At 70.5% G+C, this 20574-nt stretch carries 16 protein-coding genes and 3 rRNA genes; 12 read left to right on the top strand and 7 right to left on the bottom strand.

The window, feature by feature from the left end; genetic code table 11:
- The first annotated feature begins 86 nt into the window (after positions 1-86).
- The 3 genes from MODMU_RS00945 (at position 87) to rrf (ending at position 5466) form a co-directional block, all read left to right on the top strand.
- Positions 87-1606 (top strand): 16S ribosomal RNA (locus MODMU_RS00945).
- 445 nt (positions 1607-2051) lie between these two features.
- Positions 2052-5176, top strand: a 23S ribosomal RNA gene (locus MODMU_RS00950).
- Positions 5177-5349: 173 nt separating this feature from the next.
- Positions 5350-5466: ribosomal RNA gene (rrf, locus tag MODMU_RS00955) — 5S ribosomal RNA — on the top strand.
- Together the 16S, 23S and 5S rRNA genes form the textbook arrangement of a ribosomal RNA operon.
- A gap of 448 nt (positions 5467-5914) precedes the next feature.
- Here rrf and MODMU_RS00960 read toward each other — a convergent pair.
- The 4 genes from MODMU_RS00960 to MODMU_RS00975 form a co-directional block, all read right to left on the bottom strand.
- The gene (locus MODMU_RS00960) at positions 5915-6616 is read right to left on the bottom strand and encodes a hypothetical protein (protein ID WP_041794826.1); all 702 of its coding nucleotides are present in this window, start codon (positions 6614-6616) and stop codon (positions 5915-5917) included.
- On the bottom strand, positions 6613-7536 hold the full coding sequence (locus MODMU_RS00965) for an ABC transporter ATP-binding protein (RefSeq protein ID WP_014738273.1): 924 nt from the start codon (positions 7534-7536) through the stop codon (positions 6613-6615). The genes MODMU_RS00960 and MODMU_RS00965 overlap by 4 nt, the downstream gene beginning before the upstream one ends.
- On the bottom strand, positions 7533-7895 hold the full coding sequence (locus tag MODMU_RS00970) for a GntR family transcriptional regulator (protein ID WP_014738274.1): 363 nt from the start codon (positions 7893-7895) through the stop codon (positions 7533-7535). Before MODMU_RS00970 ends, MODMU_RS00965 begins: the two co-directional genes overlap by 4 nt.
- A 121-nt stretch (positions 7896-8016) precedes the next feature.
- Positions 8017-8769 carry a PadR family transcriptional regulator gene (locus tag MODMU_RS00975; protein ID WP_014738275.1) on the bottom strand — a complete coding sequence of 251 codons (753 nt, stop codon included), beginning with the start codon at positions 8767-8769 and terminating at the stop codon, positions 8017-8019.
- A gap of 136 nt (positions 8770-8905) precedes the next feature.
- Here MODMU_RS00975 and MODMU_RS00980 point away from each other — a divergent pair, with 136 nt between their 5' ends.
- The 7 genes from MODMU_RS00980 (at position 8906) to allB (ending at position 14726) form a co-directional block, all read left to right on the top strand.
- Positions 8906-9208: an urease subunit gamma gene (locus tag MODMU_RS00980; protein ID WP_014738276.1), complete on the top strand. Its 303-nt coding sequence runs from the start codon at positions 8906-8908 to the stop codon at positions 9206-9208.
- A 68-nt stretch (positions 9209-9276) separates the two neighbouring features.
- A complete protein-coding gene (locus tag MODMU_RS00985) occupies positions 9277-9627 on the top strand; it encodes an urease subunit beta (RefSeq protein ID WP_231851737.1) in 351 nt (116 codons plus the stop codon).
- Positions 9627-11348, top strand: coding sequence for an urease subunit alpha (locus MODMU_RS00990; RefSeq protein WP_014738278.1), 1722 nt, complete (start codon positions 9627-9629; stop codon positions 11346-11348). The genes MODMU_RS00985 and MODMU_RS00990 overlap by 1 nt, the downstream gene beginning before the upstream one ends.
- The gene (locus MODMU_RS00995) at positions 11348-11995 is read left to right on the top strand and encodes an urease accessory protein UreF (RefSeq protein ID WP_014738279.1); all 648 of its coding nucleotides are present in this window, start codon (positions 11348-11350) and stop codon (positions 11993-11995) included. The genes MODMU_RS00990 and MODMU_RS00995 overlap by 1 nt, the downstream gene beginning before the upstream one ends.
- Before the next feature lie 18 nt (positions 11996-12013).
- Positions 12014-12694, top strand: coding sequence for an urease accessory protein UreG (gene ureG / locus MODMU_RS01000; protein WP_014738280.1), 681 nt, complete (start codon positions 12014-12016; stop codon positions 12692-12694).
- Entirely contained in the window at positions 12691-13404 is a 714-nt protein-coding gene (locus MODMU_RS01005; RefSeq protein ID WP_014738281.1) for an urease accessory protein UreD, read from the top strand. Before ureG ends, MODMU_RS01005 begins: the two co-directional genes overlap by 4 nt.
- Complete coding sequence (allB, locus tag MODMU_RS01010) at positions 13401-14726, top strand: allantoinase AllB (protein ID WP_014738282.1); 1326 nt, start codon at positions 13401-13403, stop codon at positions 14724-14726. Before MODMU_RS01005 ends, allB begins: the two co-directional genes overlap by 4 nt.
- A gap of 13 nt (positions 14727-14739) precedes the next feature.
- Here the strand turns inward: allB and MODMU_RS28225 are convergent, their stop codons facing one another.
- Positions 14740-14895: a hypothetical protein gene (locus tag MODMU_RS28225; protein ID WP_014738283.1), complete on the bottom strand. Its 156-nt coding sequence runs from the start codon at positions 14893-14895 to the stop codon at positions 14740-14742.
- An 86-nt stretch (positions 14896-14981) separates the two neighbouring features.
- On the opposite strand from MODMU_RS28225, the gene alc reads away from it, so the two are divergent.
- Both alc and MODMU_RS01020 read left to right on the top strand, forming a co-directional pair.
- Entirely contained in the window at positions 14982-16103 is a 1122-nt protein-coding gene (gene alc, locus MODMU_RS01015) for an allantoicase (RefSeq protein WP_014738284.1), read from the top strand.
- A 95-nt stretch (positions 16104-16198) separates the two neighbouring features.
- Complete coding sequence (locus MODMU_RS01020) at positions 16199-17719, top strand: GGDEF domain-containing protein (protein ID WP_014738285.1); 1521 nt, start codon at positions 16199-16201, stop codon at positions 17717-17719.
- Between the two features lie 15 nt (positions 17720-17734).
- Here the strand turns inward: MODMU_RS01020 and pucD are convergent, their stop codons facing one another.
- Together pucD and MODMU_RS01030 are read right to left on the bottom strand one after the other, a co-directional pair.
- A complete protein-coding gene (gene pucD / locus MODMU_RS01025) occupies positions 17735-20104 on the bottom strand; it encodes a xanthine dehydrogenase subunit D (RefSeq protein ID WP_014738286.1) in 2370 nt (789 codons plus the stop codon).
- Positions 20101-20574: a (2Fe-2S)-binding protein gene (locus MODMU_RS01030; RefSeq protein WP_014738287.1), complete on the bottom strand. Its 474-nt coding sequence runs from the start codon at positions 20572-20574 to the stop codon at positions 20101-20103. Before MODMU_RS01030 ends, pucD begins: the two co-directional genes overlap by 4 nt.

Genomic DNA, 20574 nt, shown 5'->3' on the forward strand with positions numbered 1-20574 from the left:
CTGCCTTTATGGGTGGTCATGGTCTTGGGTTCCTTTGGTTGATTGAACGAGAGTGCCAACTCTCGGTCTCAGCTGCGATCAAATCATCTACGGAGAGTTTGATCCTGGCTCAGGACGAACGCTGGCGGCGTGCTTAACACATGCAAGTCGAGCGAGGCCCTCCTTCGGGGGGTGCCCTAGCGGCGAACGGGTGAGTAACACGTGGGCAACCTGCCCTCAGCTCTGGGATAACTCCAAGAAATTGGTGCTAATACCGGATGTGACCGCTGACCGCATGGTCTGGTGGTGGAAAGATTCATCGGCTGAGGATGGGCCCGCGGCCTATCAGCTTGTTGGTGGGGTAATGGCCTACCAAGGCGACGACGGGTAGCCGGCCTGAGAGGGTGACCGGCCACACTGGGACTGAGACACGGCCCAGACTCCTACGGGAGGCAGCAGTGGGGAATATTGCGCAATGGGCGAAAGCCTGACGCAGCGACGCCGCGTGAGGGATGACGGCCTTCGGGTTGTAAACCTCTTTCAGTAGGGACGAAGCGCAAGTGACGGTACCTACAGAAGAAGCACCGGCCAACTACGTGCCAGCAGCCGCGGTAATACGTAGGGTGCAAGCGTTGTCCGGAATTATTGGGCGTAAAGAGCTCGTAGGCGGTCTGTCACGTCGGCTGTGAAAACCCGAGGCTCAACCTCGGGCCTGCAGTCGATACGGGCAAACTAGAGTACTGCAGGGGAGACTGGAATTCCTGGTGTAGCGGTGAAATGCGCAGATATCAGGAGGAACACCGGTGGCGAAGGCGGGTCTCTGGGCAGTAACTGACGCTGAGGAGCGAAAGCGTGGGGAGCGAACAGGATTAGATACCCTGGTAGTCCACGCCGTAAACGTTGGGCGCTAGGTGTGGGGGCCATTCCACGGTCTCCGTGCCGCAGCTAACGCATTAAGCGCCCCGCCTGGGGAGTACGGCCGCAAGGCTAAAACTCAAAGGAATTGACGGGGGCCCGCACAAGCGGCGGAGCATGTTGCTTAATTCGATGCAACGCGAAGAACCTTACCTAGGCTTGACATGCACGGAAATCTCGTAGAGATACGGGGTGCCTTTGGCGTCGTGCACAGGTGGTGCATGGTTGTCGTCAGCTCGTGTCGTGAGATGTTGGGTTAAGTCCCGCAACGAGCGCAACCCTCGTTCTATGTTGCCAGCACGTGATGGTGGGGACTCATAGGAGACTGCCGGGGTCAACTCGGAGGAAGGTGGGGATGACGTCAAATCATCATGCCCCTTATGTCTAGGGCTGCAAACATGCTACAATGGCCGGTACAAAGGGCTGCGATACCGCGAGGTGGAGCGAATCCCAAAAAGCCGGTCTCAGTTCGGATTGGGGTCTGCAACTCGACCCCATGAAGTTGGAGTCGCTAGTAATCGCAGATCAGCAACGCTGCGGTGAATACGTTCCCGGGCCTTGTACACACCGCCCGTCACGTCACGAAAGTCGGTAACGCCCGAAGCCGGTGGCCCAACCCTTGTGGAGGGAGCCGTCGAAGGCGGGATCGGCGATTGGGACGAAGTCGTAACAAGGTAGCCGTACCGGAAGGTGCGGCTGGATCACCTCCTTTCTAAGGAGCACTGGCCGCCACACTCGTTGTGGTGGTCCAGAGCCGCGCACCGACCGTGAAGTGGCTCCAGTCCTGGAGTTGCTCGGGTGTTGGTGGCGGAGCTCGAGGGTGGAACACTGACCAGTTCGGTCGCCGGCTCAGCCTGGTGCCTAGTACGGCTCTTCCCTTGGGGAGGGCGTGGAACGGGATCGGGCAGGGATCGGGGATCGTAGGCACGCTGTTGGGTCCTGAGGGAACGGGCAACTGTTTCTTCTGCGAGAGATCGTTCTGGTGTCGTACCGCCCGGGTTGCCGGGGCTGGCGGTGTCGGGTGGACGGTCATCTTCCGTACGTTGAGAACTGCACAGTGGACGCGAGCATCTAGCAAGTTTGTAGGTATGTATCTGGATACCCGCGCCGATCCGCGAGCCCCTGGTGGGTTGGTGGGTGGGCGTGGGTGTTTGTGTGGCCAAGTTGTTAAGGGCACACGGTGGATGCCTGGGCACCAGGAGCCGATGAAGGACGTAGGAGGCTGCGATAAGCCTCGGGGAGCTGTCAACCGAGCGTTGATCCGAGGATTTCCGAATGGGGGAACCCCGCACCAGTCATGTGGTGTGACCCGCGCCTGAACACATAGGGCGTGTGGAGGGAACGTGGGGAAGTGAAACATCTCAGTACCCACAGGAAGAGAAAACAACCGTGATTCCGTGAGTAGTGGCGAGCGAAAGCGGATGAGGCTAAACCGATCGCATGTCAAGCCGGCAGGCGTTGTGTGGTCGGGGTCGTGGGACGATCCAGTGTTCTCTGCCGAGGGCACAGGGAGTCAGAAAAGACTGTGTTAGTGGAAGGCCTCTGGAAGGGGTCGCCGTAGAGGGTGAGAGCCCCGTACACGAAAACTCAGTCTCTCCCGGGTCTGTTCCCAAGTAGCACCGAGCCCGTGAAATTCGGTGTGAATCTGGCGGGACCACCCGCTAAGCCTAAATACTCCCTGGTGACCGATAGCGGACAAGTACCGTGAGGGAAAGGTGAAAAGTACCCCGGGAGGGGAGTGAAATAGTACCTGAAACCGTGTGCCTACAAGCCGTGAGAGCCTTATGCGCGTTTACGCGTGGGGGTGATTGCGTGCCTTTTGAAGAATGAGCCTGCGAGTTAGCGGTACGTGGCGAGGTTAACCCGTGTGGGGTAGCCGTAGCGAAAGCGAGTCCGAACAGGGCGATCAGTCGCGTGCTCTAGACCCGAAGCCGAGTGATCTACCCATGGCCAGGTTGAAGCGCGGGTAAGACCGCGTGGAGGACCGAACCCACTTCAGTTGAAAATGGAGGGGATGAGCTGTGGGTAGGGGTGAAAGGCCAATCAAACTCGGTGATAGCTGGTTCTCCCCGAAATGCATTTAGGTGCAGCGTCACGTGTTTCTTGCCGGAGGTAGAGCACTGGATGGTCTAGGGGCCCCACAAGGTTACTGAAATCAACCAAACTCCGAATGCCGGTAAGTGAGAGCGTGGCAGTGAGACTGCGGGCGATAAGGTTCGTAGTCGAGAGGGAAACAGCCCAGATCATCAGCTAAGGCCCCTAAGCGTGTGCTAAGTGGAAAAGGATGTGGGATCGCAGTGACAACCAGGAGGTTGGCTTAGAAGCAGCCACCCTTGAAAGAGTGCGTAATAGCTCACTGGTCAAGTGGTTCCGCGCCGACAATGTAGCGGGGCTCAAGCACACCGCCGAAGCTGTGGCATTCACACGAACCCGTCTCTGACCTTGAGTCAGTGGCCAGGTGTGTGGATGGGTAGGGGAGCGTCGTGTGGCGGTGGAAGCGGCGGAGTGATCCAGCCGTGGACGCCACACGAGTGAGAATGCAGGCATGAGTAGCGAAAGGGGAGTGAGAAACTCCCCCGCCGGATGACCAAGGGTTCCTGGGCCAGGCTAATCCGCCCAGGGTGAGTCGGGACCTAAGGCGAGGCCGACAGGCGTAGTCGATGGACAACGGGTTGATATTCCCGTACCCGCGAAAGAACGCCCATGCTGAACCCAGCGATGCTGACCGCCTGAAGCCGGTGACTGACCTTCGGGTCTGATCTGGTGGAACGCGGGACCCGGACTGGTAGTAGGCAAGCGATGGGGTGACGCAGGAAGGTAGTCCTACCGGTGAGTGGTAGTACCGGTGCAAGTGTGGCCCGTCGTGTAGGTAAATCCGCACGGCATCCAGGGTGAGGCCTGACGCATAGCCGAATGAGGCGAATTGGATGATCCTATGCTGCCGAGAAAAGCCTCTAGCGAGTTCTTAGCGGCCCGTACCCCAAACCAACTCAGGTGGTCAGGTAGAGAATACCAAGGCGATCGAGCGAACTGTGGTTAAGGAACTCGGCAAAATGCCCCCGTAACTTCGGGAGAAGGGGGGCCATTCACCGTCAACGCACGTGCTGCGGGTAGCGGTGGGTGGTCGCAGAGACCAGTGAGAAGCGACTGTTTACTAAAAACACAGGTCCGTGCGAAGTCGAAAGACGATGTATACGGACTGACGCCTGCCCGGTGCTGGAACGTTAAGGGGACGGGTTAGTGCACCTCGGTGCGCGAAGCTCAGAACTCAAGCGCCAGTAAACGGCGGTGGTAACTATAACCATCCTAAGGTAGCGAAATTCCTTGTCGGGTAAGTTCCGACCTGCACGAATGGCGTAACGACTTCTCAGCTGTCTCAACCACAGGCTCGGCGAAATTGCACTACGAGTAAAGATGCTCGTTACGCGCGGCAGGACGGAAAGACCCCGGGACCTTCACTATAGCTTGATATTGGTGTTCGGTTCGGCTTGTGTAGGATAGGTGGGAGACTGTGAAGCGGGCACGCCAGTGTTCGTGGAGTCGCCGTTGAAATACCACTCTGGTCGAATTGGATGTCTAACCTCGGTCCGTGATCCGGATCAGGAACAGTGTCAGGTGGGTAGTTTAACTGGGGCGGTTGCCTCCCAAAATGTAACGGAGGCGCCCAAAGGTTCCCTCAGCCTGGTTGGCAATCAGGTGTCGAGTGCAAGTGCACAAGGGAGCTTGACTGCGAGACCGACGGGTCGAGCAGGAGCGAAAGCTGGGACTAGTGACCCGGCACCGGCATGTGGAAGCGGTGTCGCTCAACGGATAAAAGGTACCCCGGGGATAACAGGCTGATCTTCCCCAAGAGTCCATATCGACGGGATGGTTTGGCACCTCGATGTCGGCTCGTCGCATCCTGGGGCTGGAGTAGGTCCCAAGGGTTGGGCTGTTCGCCCATTAAAGCGGTACGCGAGCTGGGTTTAGAACGTCGTGAGACAGTTCGGTCCCTATCCGCCGTGCGCGTAAGAGACTTGAGAAGAGCTGTCCCTAGTACGAGAGGACCGGGACGGACGAACCTCTGGTGTGCCAGTTGTTCCGCCAGGAGCACTGCTGGTTGGCTACGTTCGGCAGGGATAACCGCTGAAAGCATCTAAGCGGGAAGCTCGCTTCAAGATGAGGTCTCTCACCGGGTCAACCGGGTAAGGCCCCCGCCCAGACCAGCGGGTTGATAGGCCGGAGGTGGAAGCGCAGTAATGCGTGGAGCTGACCGGTACTAATAGGCCGAGGGCTTGACCACACATACATCCAGCAACATTGCTCGACTAGCGTGTCTCGCGTCCACTGTGCAGCTCTGAAGGTACGGAACCCCCCACCCCGGTGGGCCGCGGTTCCCCCGCCTCGCAGCCGCCATACCATTCCCCGACAAGGGGACGGGGTGGTGGTGTGCGGGTGGGTACATCTTCACAGTGTTACGGCGGTCATGGCGAAAGGGAAACGCCCGGTCTCATTCCGAACCCGGAAGCTAAGCCTTTCAGCGCCGATGGTACTGCCCGGGGGACCGGGTGGGAGAGTAGGACGCCGCCGGACATAACTCCCAGAAACGGGGTCACAGCATCAGCTGTGGCCCCGTTTCTGCATGTCCAGGCACCGATCCCGCGCAAGCGCGGCAGCGCACCAGGGGCGACGGTCGCCGGCCACGACCACGCGGCGTGCTTCATCGCGCGAAAGCACCGATTGCCGACGACCGGTCGCTGGCGCAACGGGGCCAGCGTGCTTTATCGCGCGAAAGCACCAGCGCATCAGTCGATGTGCCACGCGCGCTTGCTTTACCGCCATAGAGCACCTGCGGTGTCGTGCGGTGAGGCGACTGTGCTTCCGCGCGATGAAGCGCGTGCAGTGCGGCTCGGCGGGGCCTTGGGCTCGGCGGTGGAGCTGTGTGCAGCTTCTGTCGTTACGGAATGGCGGGCCGCAGTCCCCTGGACGAGGCGACAGCCGGCTGCGGGTTCGCGGCCGGCCGTCGTCGTGGTCCTCGGTGTCAGGGCACTGTGCGGCGGAGCCCCAGGTAGGCGAGTGCGCCCACGGCCAGCGCGATCGCCGCGGGGAGGGCGATGGTGGCGGTGACCGTGGAGAGACCACCCAGCCAGGACCAGATGTCCCCCCACGTCTGCTGCCAGGTCGCGTAGACGGCGATCGCGCCACCGAGCAGGAGGGTCAGCAGGCCGAGCGCGTAGAGGCCCGGCGCCCCCCAGCGCTTGAAGACGACGCCGATCCCGATGCCGACGAAGGCGCAGGCCAGCATCGGCACCGTGTAGACGACGAACTGCAGTGCGGGGTTGCCGACGTCCACGGAGCCGGGAGCCCAGAAGTGCAGGCGCACGCCCCACCCGCCCGTCGCGTCCTCGATGGCGGCGAGCACGGTGAGGGCCACCCCGTAGCCGATGGACTGGACAGCCGCGCTCAACGCCGTCCCCTGGTAGAAGGTCCGACGGCTGAGGCTCAGGCCCATCGCGAACGGGAACATCTGGGTGACCGACTGGGTGAAGACGATCAGCACGGTGATGTACAGCGAGGCCAGTCCGCCGGTGAACCCGTCACCGGGTGCGGTGGCTGCGACGTCGCCCAGACCCCAGATCGCCAGGTTGATGGCGAAGGACGACGCGACGACGGCCCAGGGCACGCCGATGCTGAGGGCGGGGTGCACCAGCTGCATGCGCGCGACAGCGGCGACACGGTTCATCGGGGAGCTCCCAGCAGGTCGGACGGGACGGCGGAGGTGGGGTGGTCGGTCGCGGTCGAGCGCAGGCTCATCGCGACCACGAGCTGCTGGAGGCTGGTCGGCTCGACCACGAGCCCCAGGTCGGTGGCCATCCGGCGGGCGGTCGCTGTCCCGGTGCGGATCACGGCCCGGGACTGGCCGGCCAGGGACTCGCTCCGCACCAGGTCGTGCGCGGCCCCGAAGGTGGCCACCTGCCGGGCCGGGCCCGAGACGGTGAGCGCCGTGGCGCGCAGCGTCTCCGCGTCGGCGTCGAGCAGCACCCGGCCGCGGTCGATGAGCAGCACGTGCTCGAGCAGGTCGCTGATCTCCTCGATGAGGTGGGTGGAGATCACGATGGTCCTCGGGTGCTCGGCGTAGTCGCTGAGCAGCCGGTCGTAGAAGAGCTGCCGGGCCACCGCGTCCAGGCCGAGGTACGGCTCGTCGAACAGGGTGAGCGGCGCCCGGGACGCGAGCCCCAGCACGATGCCGACCGCCGAGGTCATGCCGCGCGAGAGCTTCCTGATGGTCCGCTTCACCGGCAGCTCGAAGTCCTCGAGCAGCTGGTCGGCCAGCTCCTGGTCCCAGGAGGGGTAGACCGACGCCGCGGCCCGGACGGCGTCGCACACCCGGAAGAGGTCCGGGTAGCGCTGGCTCTCCTTGATGAAGCAGAGCTGGCTGAGGACGGCGTCGTTCTCGAACGGCGCCGCGCCCAGCACCTGCACCCGGCCCGACGTGGGCACCCGGTGCCCGGTGAGCAGCTGCATCATCGTGGTCTTGCCGGCGCCGTTGCGACCCAGCAGCCCGGTGATGGTGTCGGCCTGGATCTCCGTCGTCACGTCGGTGAGCGCGGTGTGCCCGCGGAACCGCATGGTGACCGACTCGAGGCCGGCGGCTGCCGTCACGCCTGCCCACCCCGCTCGCGCAGCATCGCGGCGATCTCGGCGACGGTGATGCCGACCTTGTCGGCCTCGAGCAGCAGCGGCGTGAGGTACTGCTCCGCGAACTCGCTGCGGCGCCGCTTCAGCAGCTGCTCCCGGGCCCCGGTGGCGACGAACATCCCGACTCCTCGTCTCTTGTAGAGGACCCCGTCGGTCACCAGCTGGTTCAGGCCCTTGGCTGCGGTGGCGGGGTTGATGCGGTGGAAGGCGGCGAGCTCGTTGGAGGAGGGCGCCTGGCTCTCCTCGACGAGCGAGCCGTCGACGATCGCGTCCTCCAGCTGGACGGCGATCTGCCGGAAGATCGGGCCGGCGTCCTCGTTCATGCCGGTCCGGGGCGAACGAGACGAGCCCGGTGGCTCGCTGGTTCATTACTCATGTAATGAACCATAGAACCACCGGGCTCGGTGGGGCAAGAGCTGCGCGCGGTCGTCCCGCGCGTCGAGGTCAGGCCGAGGGGTCGTCGTCCGTCTCGCGGGTGGGCGACGGGTCGGCCTGGCCGGCGAGGATGAGGTACAGCGCCCGCCGGGCGTCGGTGAGGACGCGACCGGCCGCCGCGAGCTGCGCCGGGTCGCCGACCCGGCCCAACTGGTGGGCGGCGCCCATGAGCTCGCCCAGCAGCGCTCGCAGGTCCGGTGAGTCCGCGTCGCCGGCGAAGGCCGCGAACGGGTCGACGTCACCCAGGCCGGCGAGGTGCTCGCGGCCGGCCTCGGTGAGCGTGACCAGCTTGCGGCCGCCGTCGACCACGACGGTGACCAGGCCCTCGTCCTCGAGCTGGGCGATGGTGGGGTAGACCGCGCCGGGGCTCGGTCGCCAGGCGCCGCCGGTGCGCTCGGCCACCGCCTGCATGAGCTGGTAGCCGTGCATCGGCTCGTCGGCCAGCAGCAGCAGGACGGCGGAGCGGACGTCGCCGCGCCCGGCCCTGCCGTGGCGCCCTCCCCGGCCGCCGCGGGGTCCGCCGCGGTGGCCTCGCGGGCCCTCGCCGAACGGCCCGCCGGGGCCGCCGAACGGCCCGCCGGCGAAGGGTCCGCCACCGAAGGGCGGGTGGTGTCGGCGGCCTCCGCCGTCGGCGCGGGCGCTGTCGAAGCGCTCCCGGCCCGGGTGGTCGTGCGGGTGGTGGCGGTGGTCCCCGGCGTCCGCGCCGGGGGTGGGGACGTGGTGGTGGCGGCTGTGCCGCGACCACGGGGTGGTGGGCTTCATGTCCAACCTCCAGGTGTCGTTGATGCACTCACGATATATCGCGACATGGCGGAGTGCAAGGACGCAACAGAGCTGTCACACGGCTCGGTTACCTTCCGGGCTCCACCCTCGCCGGGACGCCAGGAGGCCGACCACTGTGCTGATCTCCCCGCACGAGCAGGAGCGGCTGATGCTCAGCTACGCCGCCGAGCTCGCCCGGCGCCGGCGGGCCCGCGGCCTGCGGCTCAACCTCCCCGAGGCGACGGCGATCGTCAGCGACCACGTGCTGGAGGGCGCCCGCGACGGGGTGCGGGTCACCGACCTCATGCAGTCCGGGCGCACGGTGCTGACCCGGGACGACGTCATGGACGGCGTGCCCGAGTTGCTGGAGGAGGTGCAGGTGGAGGCGACCTTCCCGGACGGGACGAAGCTGGTCACGGTCCACCAGCCCATCCCGTGAGCGCCAGCGAGCGGGACCAGTCGGCAGAGCCCGTGAGCGCCAGCGAGCGGGACCGGTCAGCAGAGCCCGTGAGCCGGTCAGAGCCCGTGCGCGGGCGCGACGGGGTCACTCCTGGCGTCGTACCGGGCGAGGTCATCCCCGCAGCGGGCGTCATCGAGACCCTGCCCGGCGCGCCGCGGACCGAGCTCCCGGTGCGCAACACCGGCGACCGGCCCGTGCAGGTCGGCTCGCACTTCCACTTCGCCCAGGCCAACGCCGCGCTGGAGTTCGACCGGGCGGCCGCGCACGGTCAGCGGCTCGACATCGCCGCGGGCACAGCCGTCCGCTTCGAGCCCGGCATCCAGCGCACCGTGGTCCTGGTGCCGCTCGCCGGCGCCAGGGTCGTGCCCGGTCTGACGTCCGACGGAGGTCTCGGCTGATGGTCCAGCTGTCCCGCGAGCGCTACGCGCAGCTCTACGGCCCCACCACCGGCGACCGCATCCGGCTGGCCGACACCGACCTGCTCATCGAGGTCACCGAGGACCGCAGCGGCGGCCCCGGCCTGGCCGGCGAGGAGGCGGTCTTCGGCGGCGGCAAGGTGATCCGCGAGTCGATGGGGCAGGGCCGCGCGACCCGCGCGGAGGGCGCGCCGGACCTGGTCATCACCGGCGCCGTCGTGCTGGACCACTGGGGGGTCGTCAAGGCCGACGTCGGCATCCGCGACGGCCGGATCGTCGCCCTGGGCAAGGCCGGCAACCCGGACACGATGGACGGCGTCCACCCCGACCTGGTGATCGGCCCGGGCACCGAGGTGCTCTCCGGCAACGGCAAGGTCCTCACCGCGGGCGGCGTCGACTGCCACGTGCACTTCATCTGCCCGCAGATCGTGCCGACCGCGCTCGGCTCGGGCGTCACCACGCTCATCGGTGGCGGTACCGGCCCGGCCGAGGGATCCAAGGCCACCACGATCACCCCCGGCGACTGGTACCTCGCCCGCATGCTAGAGGCGATGGACCCGCTGCCGGTCAACGTCGCCCTGCTGGGCAAGGGCAACACCGTCTCGCTGGACTCCCTGGAGGAGCAGCTGCGGGCCGGGGCCAGCGGCTTCAAGCTGCACGAGGACTGGGGCTCCACGCCCGCCGCGATCGACGCCGCGCTCACCGTCGCCGGGCGCAACGGCGTCCCGGTCGCGCTGCACTCAGACACGCTCAACGAGGCCGGCTTCGTCGAGGACACGCTGGCGGCGATCGCCGGGCGGAGCATCCACGCGTACCACACCGAGGGGGCCGGCGGCGGTCACGCGCCGGACATCATCACCGTCGCCGGGCACCCGAACGTGCTTCCCAGCAGCACGAACCCCACCCGCCCGCACACGGTGAACACCCTCGACGAGCACCTCGACATGCTCATGGTCTGCCACCACCTCGACTCGAGCGTGCCCGAGGACCTCGCCTTCGCCGAGAGCCGGATCCGGCCGACGACGATCGCCGCCGAGGACCTGCTGCACGACCTCGGCGCCATCTCGATGATCGGCTCGGACGCGCAGGCGATGGGCCGGGTCGGCGAGGTGGTGCTGCGCACCTGGCAGACCGCGCACGTCATGAAGCGCCGCCGCGGCTCGCTGCCCGGTGACGGCGCCGCGGACAACCTGCGGGCCCGGCGCTACGTCGCCAAGTACACGATCTGCCCGGCGGTGGCGCACGGCATCGACGCCGAGGTGGGGTCGGTCGAGCCGGGCAAGCTGGCCGACCTGGTGCTGTGGGAGCCGAAGTTCTTCGGGGTGCGGCCGCACGTCGTCCTCAAGGGCGGGATGATCGCCTGGGCCATGATGGGCGACGCCAACGCCTCGATCCCGACGCCGCAGCCGGTGCTGCCCCGTCCGATGTTCGGGGCCTACGGCAGGGTCCCGGCGCAGACGTCGCTGCACTTCGTCGCCCCGGCGGCGCTGGAGGCGGGGCTGGCGGACCGGCTGTCGATCGAGCGGCGGCTGGCGGCCGTCGCCGACACCACTCGGCTGGGCAAGGCGGACATGCCGGAGAACACCGCGCTGCCGGACATCCGGGTCGACCCGGACACCTTCACCGTCTCGGTGGACGGCGAGGTGTGGGAGCCCGACCCGGTCCGCGAGCTGCCGATGGCGCAGAAGTACTTCCTCTTCTGATGACGGCCGCGCTGCTCACGCTGGCCGACTCCCGGCTGCCCGCCGGGGGCCACACGCACTCCGGTGGGGTGGAGCAGGCGATCGCCGCCGGGGTGATCGGTGACCCGGCCTCGCTCGCCCTGTTCCTGCGGCGCCGGCTGACCACCTCCGGGGCGGTCGCCGCCGGGCTGGCCGCGGCAGCGTGCCGTGCCGTGGACGACGCCGACCCGGTCGCCGCGCTGTCCGCGCTCGACGCGGAGGCCGACGCCCGGACCCCCTCGCCGGCGCTGCGCGCTACCTCGCGGCAGCAGGGGCGCGGGCTGGTCCGGGTCGGCGGCCGGGCGTGGCCGCACCCGGCCTGGGCCGCCCTCCCGGGCCAACCCCACCACCCGCTGGCGCTCGGGGTGGCCGCCGCTGCCGGTGGCCTCGCCCCCCGCGACGCGGCCGGGGCGGCGGCGTACCTGTCGGTCTCGGGTCCGGCCACCGCCGCCCAGCGGCTGCTCGCCATGGACCCGATCACCGTCGCCGCGGTCACCGCCCGGCTGGCCCCCGAGGTCGACGCGGTGGCCGCCGCGGCCGCCGACGGGCTGCCGGCGGCCGCCGACCCGCTGCTGGACCTGCTCGCCGAGGTGCACACCGCCCGCACCGACCGGTTCTTCGCCTCATGACACCCCCGAGGAGCGCACATGCCGCCTGACCACAACCTGGACGACTACGTCGACCCGTACGACCCCGGGCACCGGCACGGCGGTCCGCTGCGGGTCGGGCTCGGCGGGCCGGTGGGCTCCGGCAAGACGGCGCTGGCCGCCGCGCTGTGCCGGACGCTGGGTGCCGAGTACGACCTCGCCGTCGTCACCAACGACATCTACACGACCGAGGACGCCGACTTCCTCCGCCGCAACGCCGTGCTGCCCGACGACCGGATCGAGGCGGTGCAGACCGGCTGCTGCCCGCACACCGCCATCCGCGACGACATCACCGCCAACCTCGACGCCGTGGAGCTGCTGGAGTCCCGCCACCCGGGCCTGGAGCTGGTCCTGGTCGAGTCCGGCGGGGACAACCTGACCGCGTCGTTCAGCTACGGCCTGGTCGACGTGCAGGTCTTCGTGGTCGACGTCGCCGGCGGGGACAAGGTCCCCCGCAAGGGCGGGCCCGGCGTCACCGCCTCGGACCTGCTGGTGGTGAACAAGACCGACCTCGCGCCGCTCGTGGGCGCCGACCTGAGCGTGATGCGCCGGGACGCAGACGCGGTGCGCGGGGGCAAGCCGACGCTGCTCATCTCGCTGCGCGAGGACCCGGCGGCGACCGAGGTGGCCGAGTGGGTGCGCGAGCAGGTCCGCGCGAGGGCGCTGCAGACCACCCCGTGAGGACCCTCGTCGAGGTGGTCGCGCGGTGCGGCCCGCGAGGGCGCACCGTGCTGCCGGTGGTCCGGGCCAGCGGCCAGCTCGCCGTCCGGCGGACCGGGGAGGGCGCGGTGCACCTCGTCGCGACCGCCTTCGGCCCGCTGGGCGGGGACGACGCCGAGGTCCGGCTGGTCGTGGAGGAGGGTGCGCGGCTGTCCGTGCACTCGGTCGCCGCTGCCGTGGTGCTGCCCGCCCGGGGCGAGTCGCCGCCGTCCCGGCAGGTGGTGCGGGCCGAGGTCGCCGGGGTCCTGCACCTCGCGCCCGAGCCGACGGTCGTCACCGCCCGCGCCGTCCACCTCGCCGAGCTGCACGCCGAGCTGGGGGAGCACGCCGAGCTGACCGCCACCGAGCAGGTGCTGCTCGGCCGGTCGGGGGAGGCGCCGGGCCGCTGGACCGGCACCACCCGGGTCGTCGTGTCCGGCCGGCCGGTGCTGCACACCACCGTCGGGCTCGGCCCTGGCGCGCCGGGCTGGCTGCCGCCGGTCGCGCCGCGGGCCTACGTCTCCACGGTCCGGGTGGGCGGCCCGCAGGAACCGGTGCGGACCGGGGTGGACGCCGTACGGTTGCCGCTGCCGGGCGGCTGGGTGGGCACCGCCTGGGCGGGGGAGCTGCACGAGGCGGTGGACCGGCTCTCCGGGGTCACCCGGGAGCGGGACCTGGAGGTGGCGCGGTGAGCGGGGCGTTCGTCGTCCGGGCGCGGCGGGTGGTGCTCCCCGACGGGGAGCGGGCGGCCGCGGTGCACGTCCGGGACGGTGCCGTCGTGGCGGTCACCGGCTTCGACGAGGCCGGCGACCAGCCGGTGACCCTGGCCGAGGACGAGGTGCTGCTGCCCGGCCTGGTCGACAGCCACGTGCACGTCAACGAGCCCGGGCGCACCGAGTGGGAGGGCTTCGCCTCGGCGACCCGGGCGGCGGCCGCGGGCGGGATCACCACGATCGTCGACATGCCGCTGAACTCGGTCCCCCCGACGGTGAACGTCAAGGCGCTGCAGGTGAAGCGGCAGGCGGCGCAGGGCCAGGTGAGCGTCGACGTCGCCTTCTGGGGCGGCGCGGTGCCGGGCAACGCGAGCCAGCTCCCCCGCCTGCTCGCCGACGGCGCGGTCGGGGTCAAGTGCTTCCTGCTGGACTCCGGGGTGCCGGAGTTCCCCCCGCTGGACGACGCCGGCCTGCGGACCGCGCTCACCGCGCTGGCCGAGGTCGACGGGCTGCTCATCGCGCACTGCGAGGACGACGACGTGATCGCCGCCGCGCCGGAGCCGGGCGGGCCCCGCTACGCGGACTTCCTCGCCTCCCGCCCCGAGGCCGCGGAGGAGACCGCGATCGGCCGGCTGGTCGCCGCCGCCCGGGACACCGGTGCCCGGGTGCACGTGGTGCACCTGGCCGACGCCGGCGCCCTGCCGCTGCTGCGGGCGGCCCGGGCCGAGGGCGTGCGGATCACCGTGGAGACCTGCCCGCACTACCTGACCTTCGCCGCCGAGGACGTGCCCGACGGCGACACCGCGTTCAAGTGCTGCCCGCCGATCCGGGAGGCGTGGCACCGCGAGGCGCTGTGGGCCGCGCTGGCCGACGGCGACATCGACCTGGTGGTCAGCGACCACTCGCCGTGCACCCCGGAGCTCAAGCGGCTCGACGTGGGCGACTTCGGGCTGGCCTGGGGCGGCATCGCCGGCCTGCAGGTCACCCTCCCGGTGGTCTGGACCGGCGCCCGCGCCCGGGGCCGGACGCTCACCGACGTCGTGCGGTGGATGTCCGAAGCCCCGGCGGCGCTGACCGGCCTGCCCACCAAGGGCGCGATCGCGGTGGGCAGGGACGCCGACCTGGTCGCCTTCGCCCCCGACGAGGAGTGGGACGTCGCCGCGCTGCACCACCGCAACCCGGTCACCCCCTACGCCGGCCGGCACCTGACCGGCGTGGTCCGGCGGACCTGGCTGCGCGGGCAGCTGCTGGCGGACGGCGACCCGCCCCGCGGCCGACTGCTCGACCGCGGGGACAGGTGACGCGGGGCCCGGCTCAGTGCTGCGGCTTCTCCGCCGCTGCCTCGTCGATGGGCTTCGGGTCGGTGTCGACCCCGCCGGCCGGGTCGGCGTTGCCGAGGGCGGTCTCGGCGGGGAGGTGCTCGACGTAGTCCTTGGCGCGTGCCTTGAGGTCGTCGTCGGGGCTGGTCATGGTGCCTCCTGCGGTCGGTGGAGGCCTGACCCTCCCCTACCCTCGCGGCGCGGGGCAACAGGCGACGCACGAAGAACAGGAGAACGATGACGGCCTTCACCGACCTGCCCGACCTCGCCCGGCGGGACCTGGGCGGTGCCGTCGTCGCGGCGAACGACGAGTTCTTCGCCGCGCGGGAGAACCTGGTGCTGCCGCACCCCGCCGTCGCGCGCACCGAGTTCGGGCACAAGGGCAAGGAGTACGACGGCTGGGAGACCCGCCGCCGGCGCAGCCCGGGCCACGACTGGGCGATCGTGCGGCTCGGCGCGCCGGGAATCGTCGCCGGGGTCGTCGTCGACACCGCGTTCTTCACCGGCAACTACCCGCCGCAGGCGTCGGTCGAGGGCGCCGCCGTCGAGGGGCACCCCTCGGTCGACGAGCTGCAGAAGGCCGACTGGCAGCCGCTGCTGCCGCTCTCCCCGCTGGCCGGCGACACGGCCAACGCCTTCGCCGTCTCCTCCGACCGCCGGCACACGCACGTCCGGCTGTGCATCCACCCCGACGGCGGGGTGGCCCGGCTGCGGGTGCACGGCACGGTGGTCCCGGACCCGCGGCTGGTCGACGCGGGCCCCTTCGACCTGGCCGCGCTGGAGAACGGCGGCCGGGTCACCGCGGTCAGCAACGCCCACTACGGCAGCCCGCACCAGCTGGTCGGCCCCGGCCTCGCCCGGTCGATGGGCGAGGGCTGGGAGAACGCCCGCCGCCGCGGTCCGGGCAACGACTGGGTCGACGTCGCGCTGGCCTGCGAGGGCGTGGTCGGGCTCGCCGAACTGGACACGTCGTGGTTCCTGGGCAACGCGCCGGGATCGGCCTCGCTGACCGGCCGCACCGGTGACGGCACGGAGGTCGTGCTGCTGCCCCGAACGGGGCTGCAGCCCGACACCCGGCACCGCTTCGTGCTCGCCGCCGGGACCGGGGTGCGCAGCGTCCGGCTGGACGTGTTCCCCGACGGGGGGATGGCCCGGCTCCGGCTCTGGGGCCGGCCGACCGCTGCCGGCCGGGCGGAGCTCGGCCGGCGGTGGTTCGACGCGCTGCCCGACGTGACTGCGCTCGAGGTGCTCGGGTCGGTCGGTGTCGACCCCAGCGAGGCGGGCCGGCTCGTCGGGCGCCGCCCGGTGACCGGTGAGCTCCCCGCGCCGGTCGCCCGGCTGGTCCTCGGCGCGGGCTGAGCGCGGGGGCTCCCCACCCGTACGGGGCATCCAGCGCGCCGCCGATCGCGACGATCACCTCTCCGACGCCCATCCGGCCCGAGAGCAGGCAGCAGATGACCCAGCGGTCCACGGCACCCCCGCGCGCAGCGGTGGCCGTCGCGTGCGGTGCCCTGCTCGGCTGCCTGCTGGCCGCCCTCCTGCTGCCCGCGACCCCCGCCTCGCACGTCTCGGACGTCGCCCAGCTCCTCGCCGCCGCCGCGGCGGCCGCGACGACCGCGCGGTACGCCGGGCACACCGCTCCCGGTCGGGTCCGCGGCGCCTGGGCGCTGGTCTCGCTGGCCTGCGCCGCCTGGGCCGCCGGTGAGGTCTGGTGGACCTGGGCCGCGGCCACCGCGGACGTCGTCCCCTTCCCGTCCCCGGCCGACGTCGGCTTCCTCGGCTTCGCGGTGCTGGCCGCGGCCGGGCTGCTGCTGCACCCGGCCACCGGGGAGAGCTCGCAGTGGCAGCGGTTCCTCGACGGCCTGATGACCGCCGGCGCCGTGGGCCTGGTCAGCTGGCTGACCACGCTGCAGGCCGTGAGCCGGGCCAACGGCGGCGCCGGGCACCTGGAGAGCTTGCTGCTGCTGGCCTACCCGGCCTCCGACGTGCTGCTGGTGGTGCTCACCGTCCTGCTGCTGACCCGGACCCGCGGCCACCGCACCGCACTGCACCTGATGAGCCTCGGCGTCCTCTGCCTGGGCCTCGCCGACAGCGCCTTCGCCTACCTGCAGACGGCGGGCGACTACGACGGCGGCCTCGTCGACCTCGGCTGGGTGGGCGGGTTCCTGCTCATCGCCCTGGCCGGGCGGAGCGGCCGGTCCGCCGAGCCGCTGCCGGACCCGCGGGAGGCGAGCGCGGTCGGCGCGCCCAGCCGGCTGGCGCAGGTGCTGCCCTACGTCCCGGTGGTCGTCGCGCTGTCCGTCGTCGTCGGCTTCACCATGCTCGGCCGGCCGCTGACCCGCGGCGAGATGCTCGTCGCCTGCCTGGTCGTCGGCTGCCTGCTCGCCCGGCAGTTCCTCACCGTGCGGGACAACGTCCGGCTCGCGGGCGACCTGGCGGCCCGGGAGCGCCAGCTCCGGCACCAGGCCTTCCACGACCCGCTCACCGGCCTGGCCAACCGGTCGCTGTTCCAGGACCGGCTCGGGCACGCGCTCGCGCTGCACGCCCGCGACGCCCGGTCGCTGGCCGTCGTCTTCCTCGACCTGGACGACTTCAAGGCGGTCAACGACTCCCTCGGGCACCTGGCCGGGGACGAGCTGCTGGTCCGGGTGGCCGAGCGGCTGACCGGCACCCTGCGCACCGGGGACACCATCGCCCGGCTCGGCGGCGACGAGTTCGCCGTCCTGCTCGAGGACGGCGGGGACCCGCTCGGCTCGGCGCAGCGGATGGCCGACGCGCTCCGCCAGCCCTTCGCGTTCGGCGGGCAGGAGCTGACCGTGCGCGCCAGCATCGGCGTCGCCGCGCTCGCCGCGGAGGACCCGACCGTCACCGCCGACCAGCTGCTGTGCCGGTCGGACGCGGCGATGTACGCCGCCAAGCGCGCCGGCAAGGGCCGCATCGTCGGCTCGCGGGAACCGGTCCCCGCCGTCTCCTGATCCTCCGGTGGCCGGTCAGGAGGTGCCGGTGAGGTGCTCCGGGCGCACCGGCACCCGCGCCAGCGGCAGCCCGGTCGCGGCCCGGATCGCGGCCAGCACGGCCGGTCCGGAGGAGATGTTCGGCGCCTCCCCGACCCCGCGCAGCCCGTAGGGCGCGTGCGGGTCGGCGTACTCGAGCACCTCCACGCGCATCGGCGGCATGTCCAGGATGGTGGGGATCAGGTAGTCGGTGAACGAGGGGTTCACGACCTTGCCGTCCCGGATCAGGATCTCCTCCATCACCGCGAGCCCCATGCCCTGCGCCGTCCCGCCGTGGATCTGGCCGACGACGGCCTGCGGGTTGATCGCCTTGCCGACGTCCTGGGTGCAGGCCATCTCGACGACCTTCACCAGCCCGAGCTCGGTGTCGACGTCGACGACCGCCCGGTGCGCGGAGAAGGCGTACTGCACGTGCGCGAAGCCCTGCCCGGTCTCCGGGTCGATCGCCTCGGTGGGGCGGTGCCGCCACTCCACCGTCTCCTCGACCGCGTCGTCACCGAGCAGGTCGGCCAGCGGGACGGCGACCTCCTCGGCGTCGGACACCACCTGCCCCCCGGCCAGCCGCAGGTCCGGGACGGGGCGGCCGATCAGCCGCTCGGCGCGGGCCAGCAGCCGGCCGCGCACCGCCTCGCAGGCCGCCTTGACCGCGCCGCCGGTGACGTAGGTCTGCCGGGAGGCCGACGTGGACCCGGCCGAGCCGACCGTCGTGTCCTTGGGGTGCACGACGACCGCGTCCACGCCCAGCTCGGTGCGGGCGATCTGCTGCTCGACGGTCACCAGCCCCTGCCCCACCTCGGCCGCGGCGGTGTGCACGGTGGCCGTCGGCTCGCCGCCGACGACCTCCAGCCGCACCCGGGCGGTCGAGTGGTCGTCGTAGCCCTCGGAGAACGCGACGTTCTTGTAGGCGACCGCGTAGCCGACGCCGCGCCGGACCCCTTCACCATGGGTGGTGTTGGAGACCCCGCCGGGCATGTCCCGCAGGTCCAGCTCGCCGTCGCCGGTGGCCGGCAGCGGCATGGCCTCCAGCCGGCGCAGCAGCTCCGCGACCGGTGCCGGGCTGTCGATGACCTGGCCGGTGGGGGTGGCCGAGCCCTGCTCCATCGCGTTGCGGCAGCGCAGCTCCACCGGGTCCATGCCCAGCTCGGCGGCGAGCGCGTCCATCTGCGACTCGTAGGCGAACGCGGTCTGCACCGACCCGAACCCGCGCATCGCGCCGCACGGCGGGTTGTTGGTGTACGCGCCGTAGCAGTCGACGTGCACGTTCGGGACGACGTAGGGGCCGATCCCCATCGTGCCGCCGTTGCCCACGACGGCCGGGGTGCTGGAGGCGTAGGCGCCGCCGTCGAACCAGATCGCGGCCTTCACGTAGACCAGCCGGCCGTCCCGGGTGGCGCCGTGCTCGTACCGCATGGTGGCCGGGTGCCGGTGCACGTGGCCGAAGAAGGACTCCTCGCGGTTGTAGGACATCTTCACCGGCTTGCCCGTGCGCAGCGCCAGCAGGCAGGCGTGCACGTGCATCGACAGGTCCTCCCGGCCGCCGAACGCACCGCCGACGCCGGCCAGGGTCAGCCGCACCTGCTCCGGCGGCAGGCCGAGCGCGGAGCAGATCTGCCGCTGGTCGACGTGCAGCCACTGGGTGGCGACGTAGAGCTCGACCCCGCCGTCCTCGGCCGGGACGGCGAGCCCGGACTCCGGGCCCAGGAAGGCCTGGTCCTGCATGCCGACCTCGTACTCGCCGACCACCACCACCTCGGCGGTGGGCTCCGGGTCGCCGGTGCGGACCTTGAGGTGCCGCACCAGGTTGCCCTCGGGGTGCAGGTGCGCGCTCTCCCGGCTCAGCTCGGTGACCTCGGCGTCGGACTCGTGCACCGCGTCCGTGGTCGGGTGGCCCAGCGCCACGCGCGCGTCGGTGACCGGTTCCCAGACCTCGTAGTCGACCCGGATCAGCGCGGCGGCCCGCCGCGCGGTGTCCGGGTGGTCGGCGGCGACCAGCGCGACCGGCTCGCCCTGGTACCGGACGACGTCCACGGCGAGCACCGGCTGGTCGGCCAGCTCGAGGCCGTAGACCTTCTCCCCGGGCACGTCGTCGGCGGTGAGCACCGCGTGCACGCCGGGCAGCTGCGTCGCCGCGCTGGTGTCGACCGCCAGGATGCGGGCGTAGGGGTGCGGGCTCCGCAGCGTCACCCCCCAGAGCATGTCCTCCATCCACAGGTCGCTGCCGTAGGCGAACTCGCCGCGGACCTTGAGGACGCCGTCGGGGCGCTGGGCGTCGTCGCCCACCCCACCGCTGCCCGGGCCGGTCAGGTGCGCCGGCGCTCCGGTGGGGGTGCGGGTCGGGGTGCTCATCGGTCGGCTCCCATCCGGTCCGCCGCCAGCCGGACCGCGTCCAGGATCTTCTCGTAGCCGGTGCACCGGCAGAGGTTGCCGGCCAGCGCCTCCCGGGTCTCGGCGTCGCTCGGCCGGCCGGTGCGGGTGATCAGGTCGTGCGTGGCCACCAGCAGGCCGGGCGTGCAGAAACCGCACTGCACAGCGCCGGCGTCGACGAAGGCCTGCTGCACCGGGTGCAGGGTGTCGGCGTCGGCCAGCCCCTCGACGGTGCCGACCTGCCGGCCCTCGGCCTGCCCGGCGGCGACCAGGCAGGCGCAGACCGGCAGCCCGTCGAGGTAGACGGTGCAGGAGCCGCACTCACCCTGCTCGCAGGCGTTCTTCGACCCGGGCAGGCCCATCCGCTCGCGCAGCACGTACAGCAGGCTCTCGCCCTCCCAGACGTCGTCCACCTGCTGCTCGGTGCCGTTGACGGTGCAGGTCAGCCGCAT

It is taken from the genome of Modestobacter italicus (assembly GCF_000306785.1).
GTDB lineage: Bacteria > Actinomycetota > Actinomycetes > Mycobacteriales > Geodermatophilaceae > Modestobacter > Modestobacter italicus.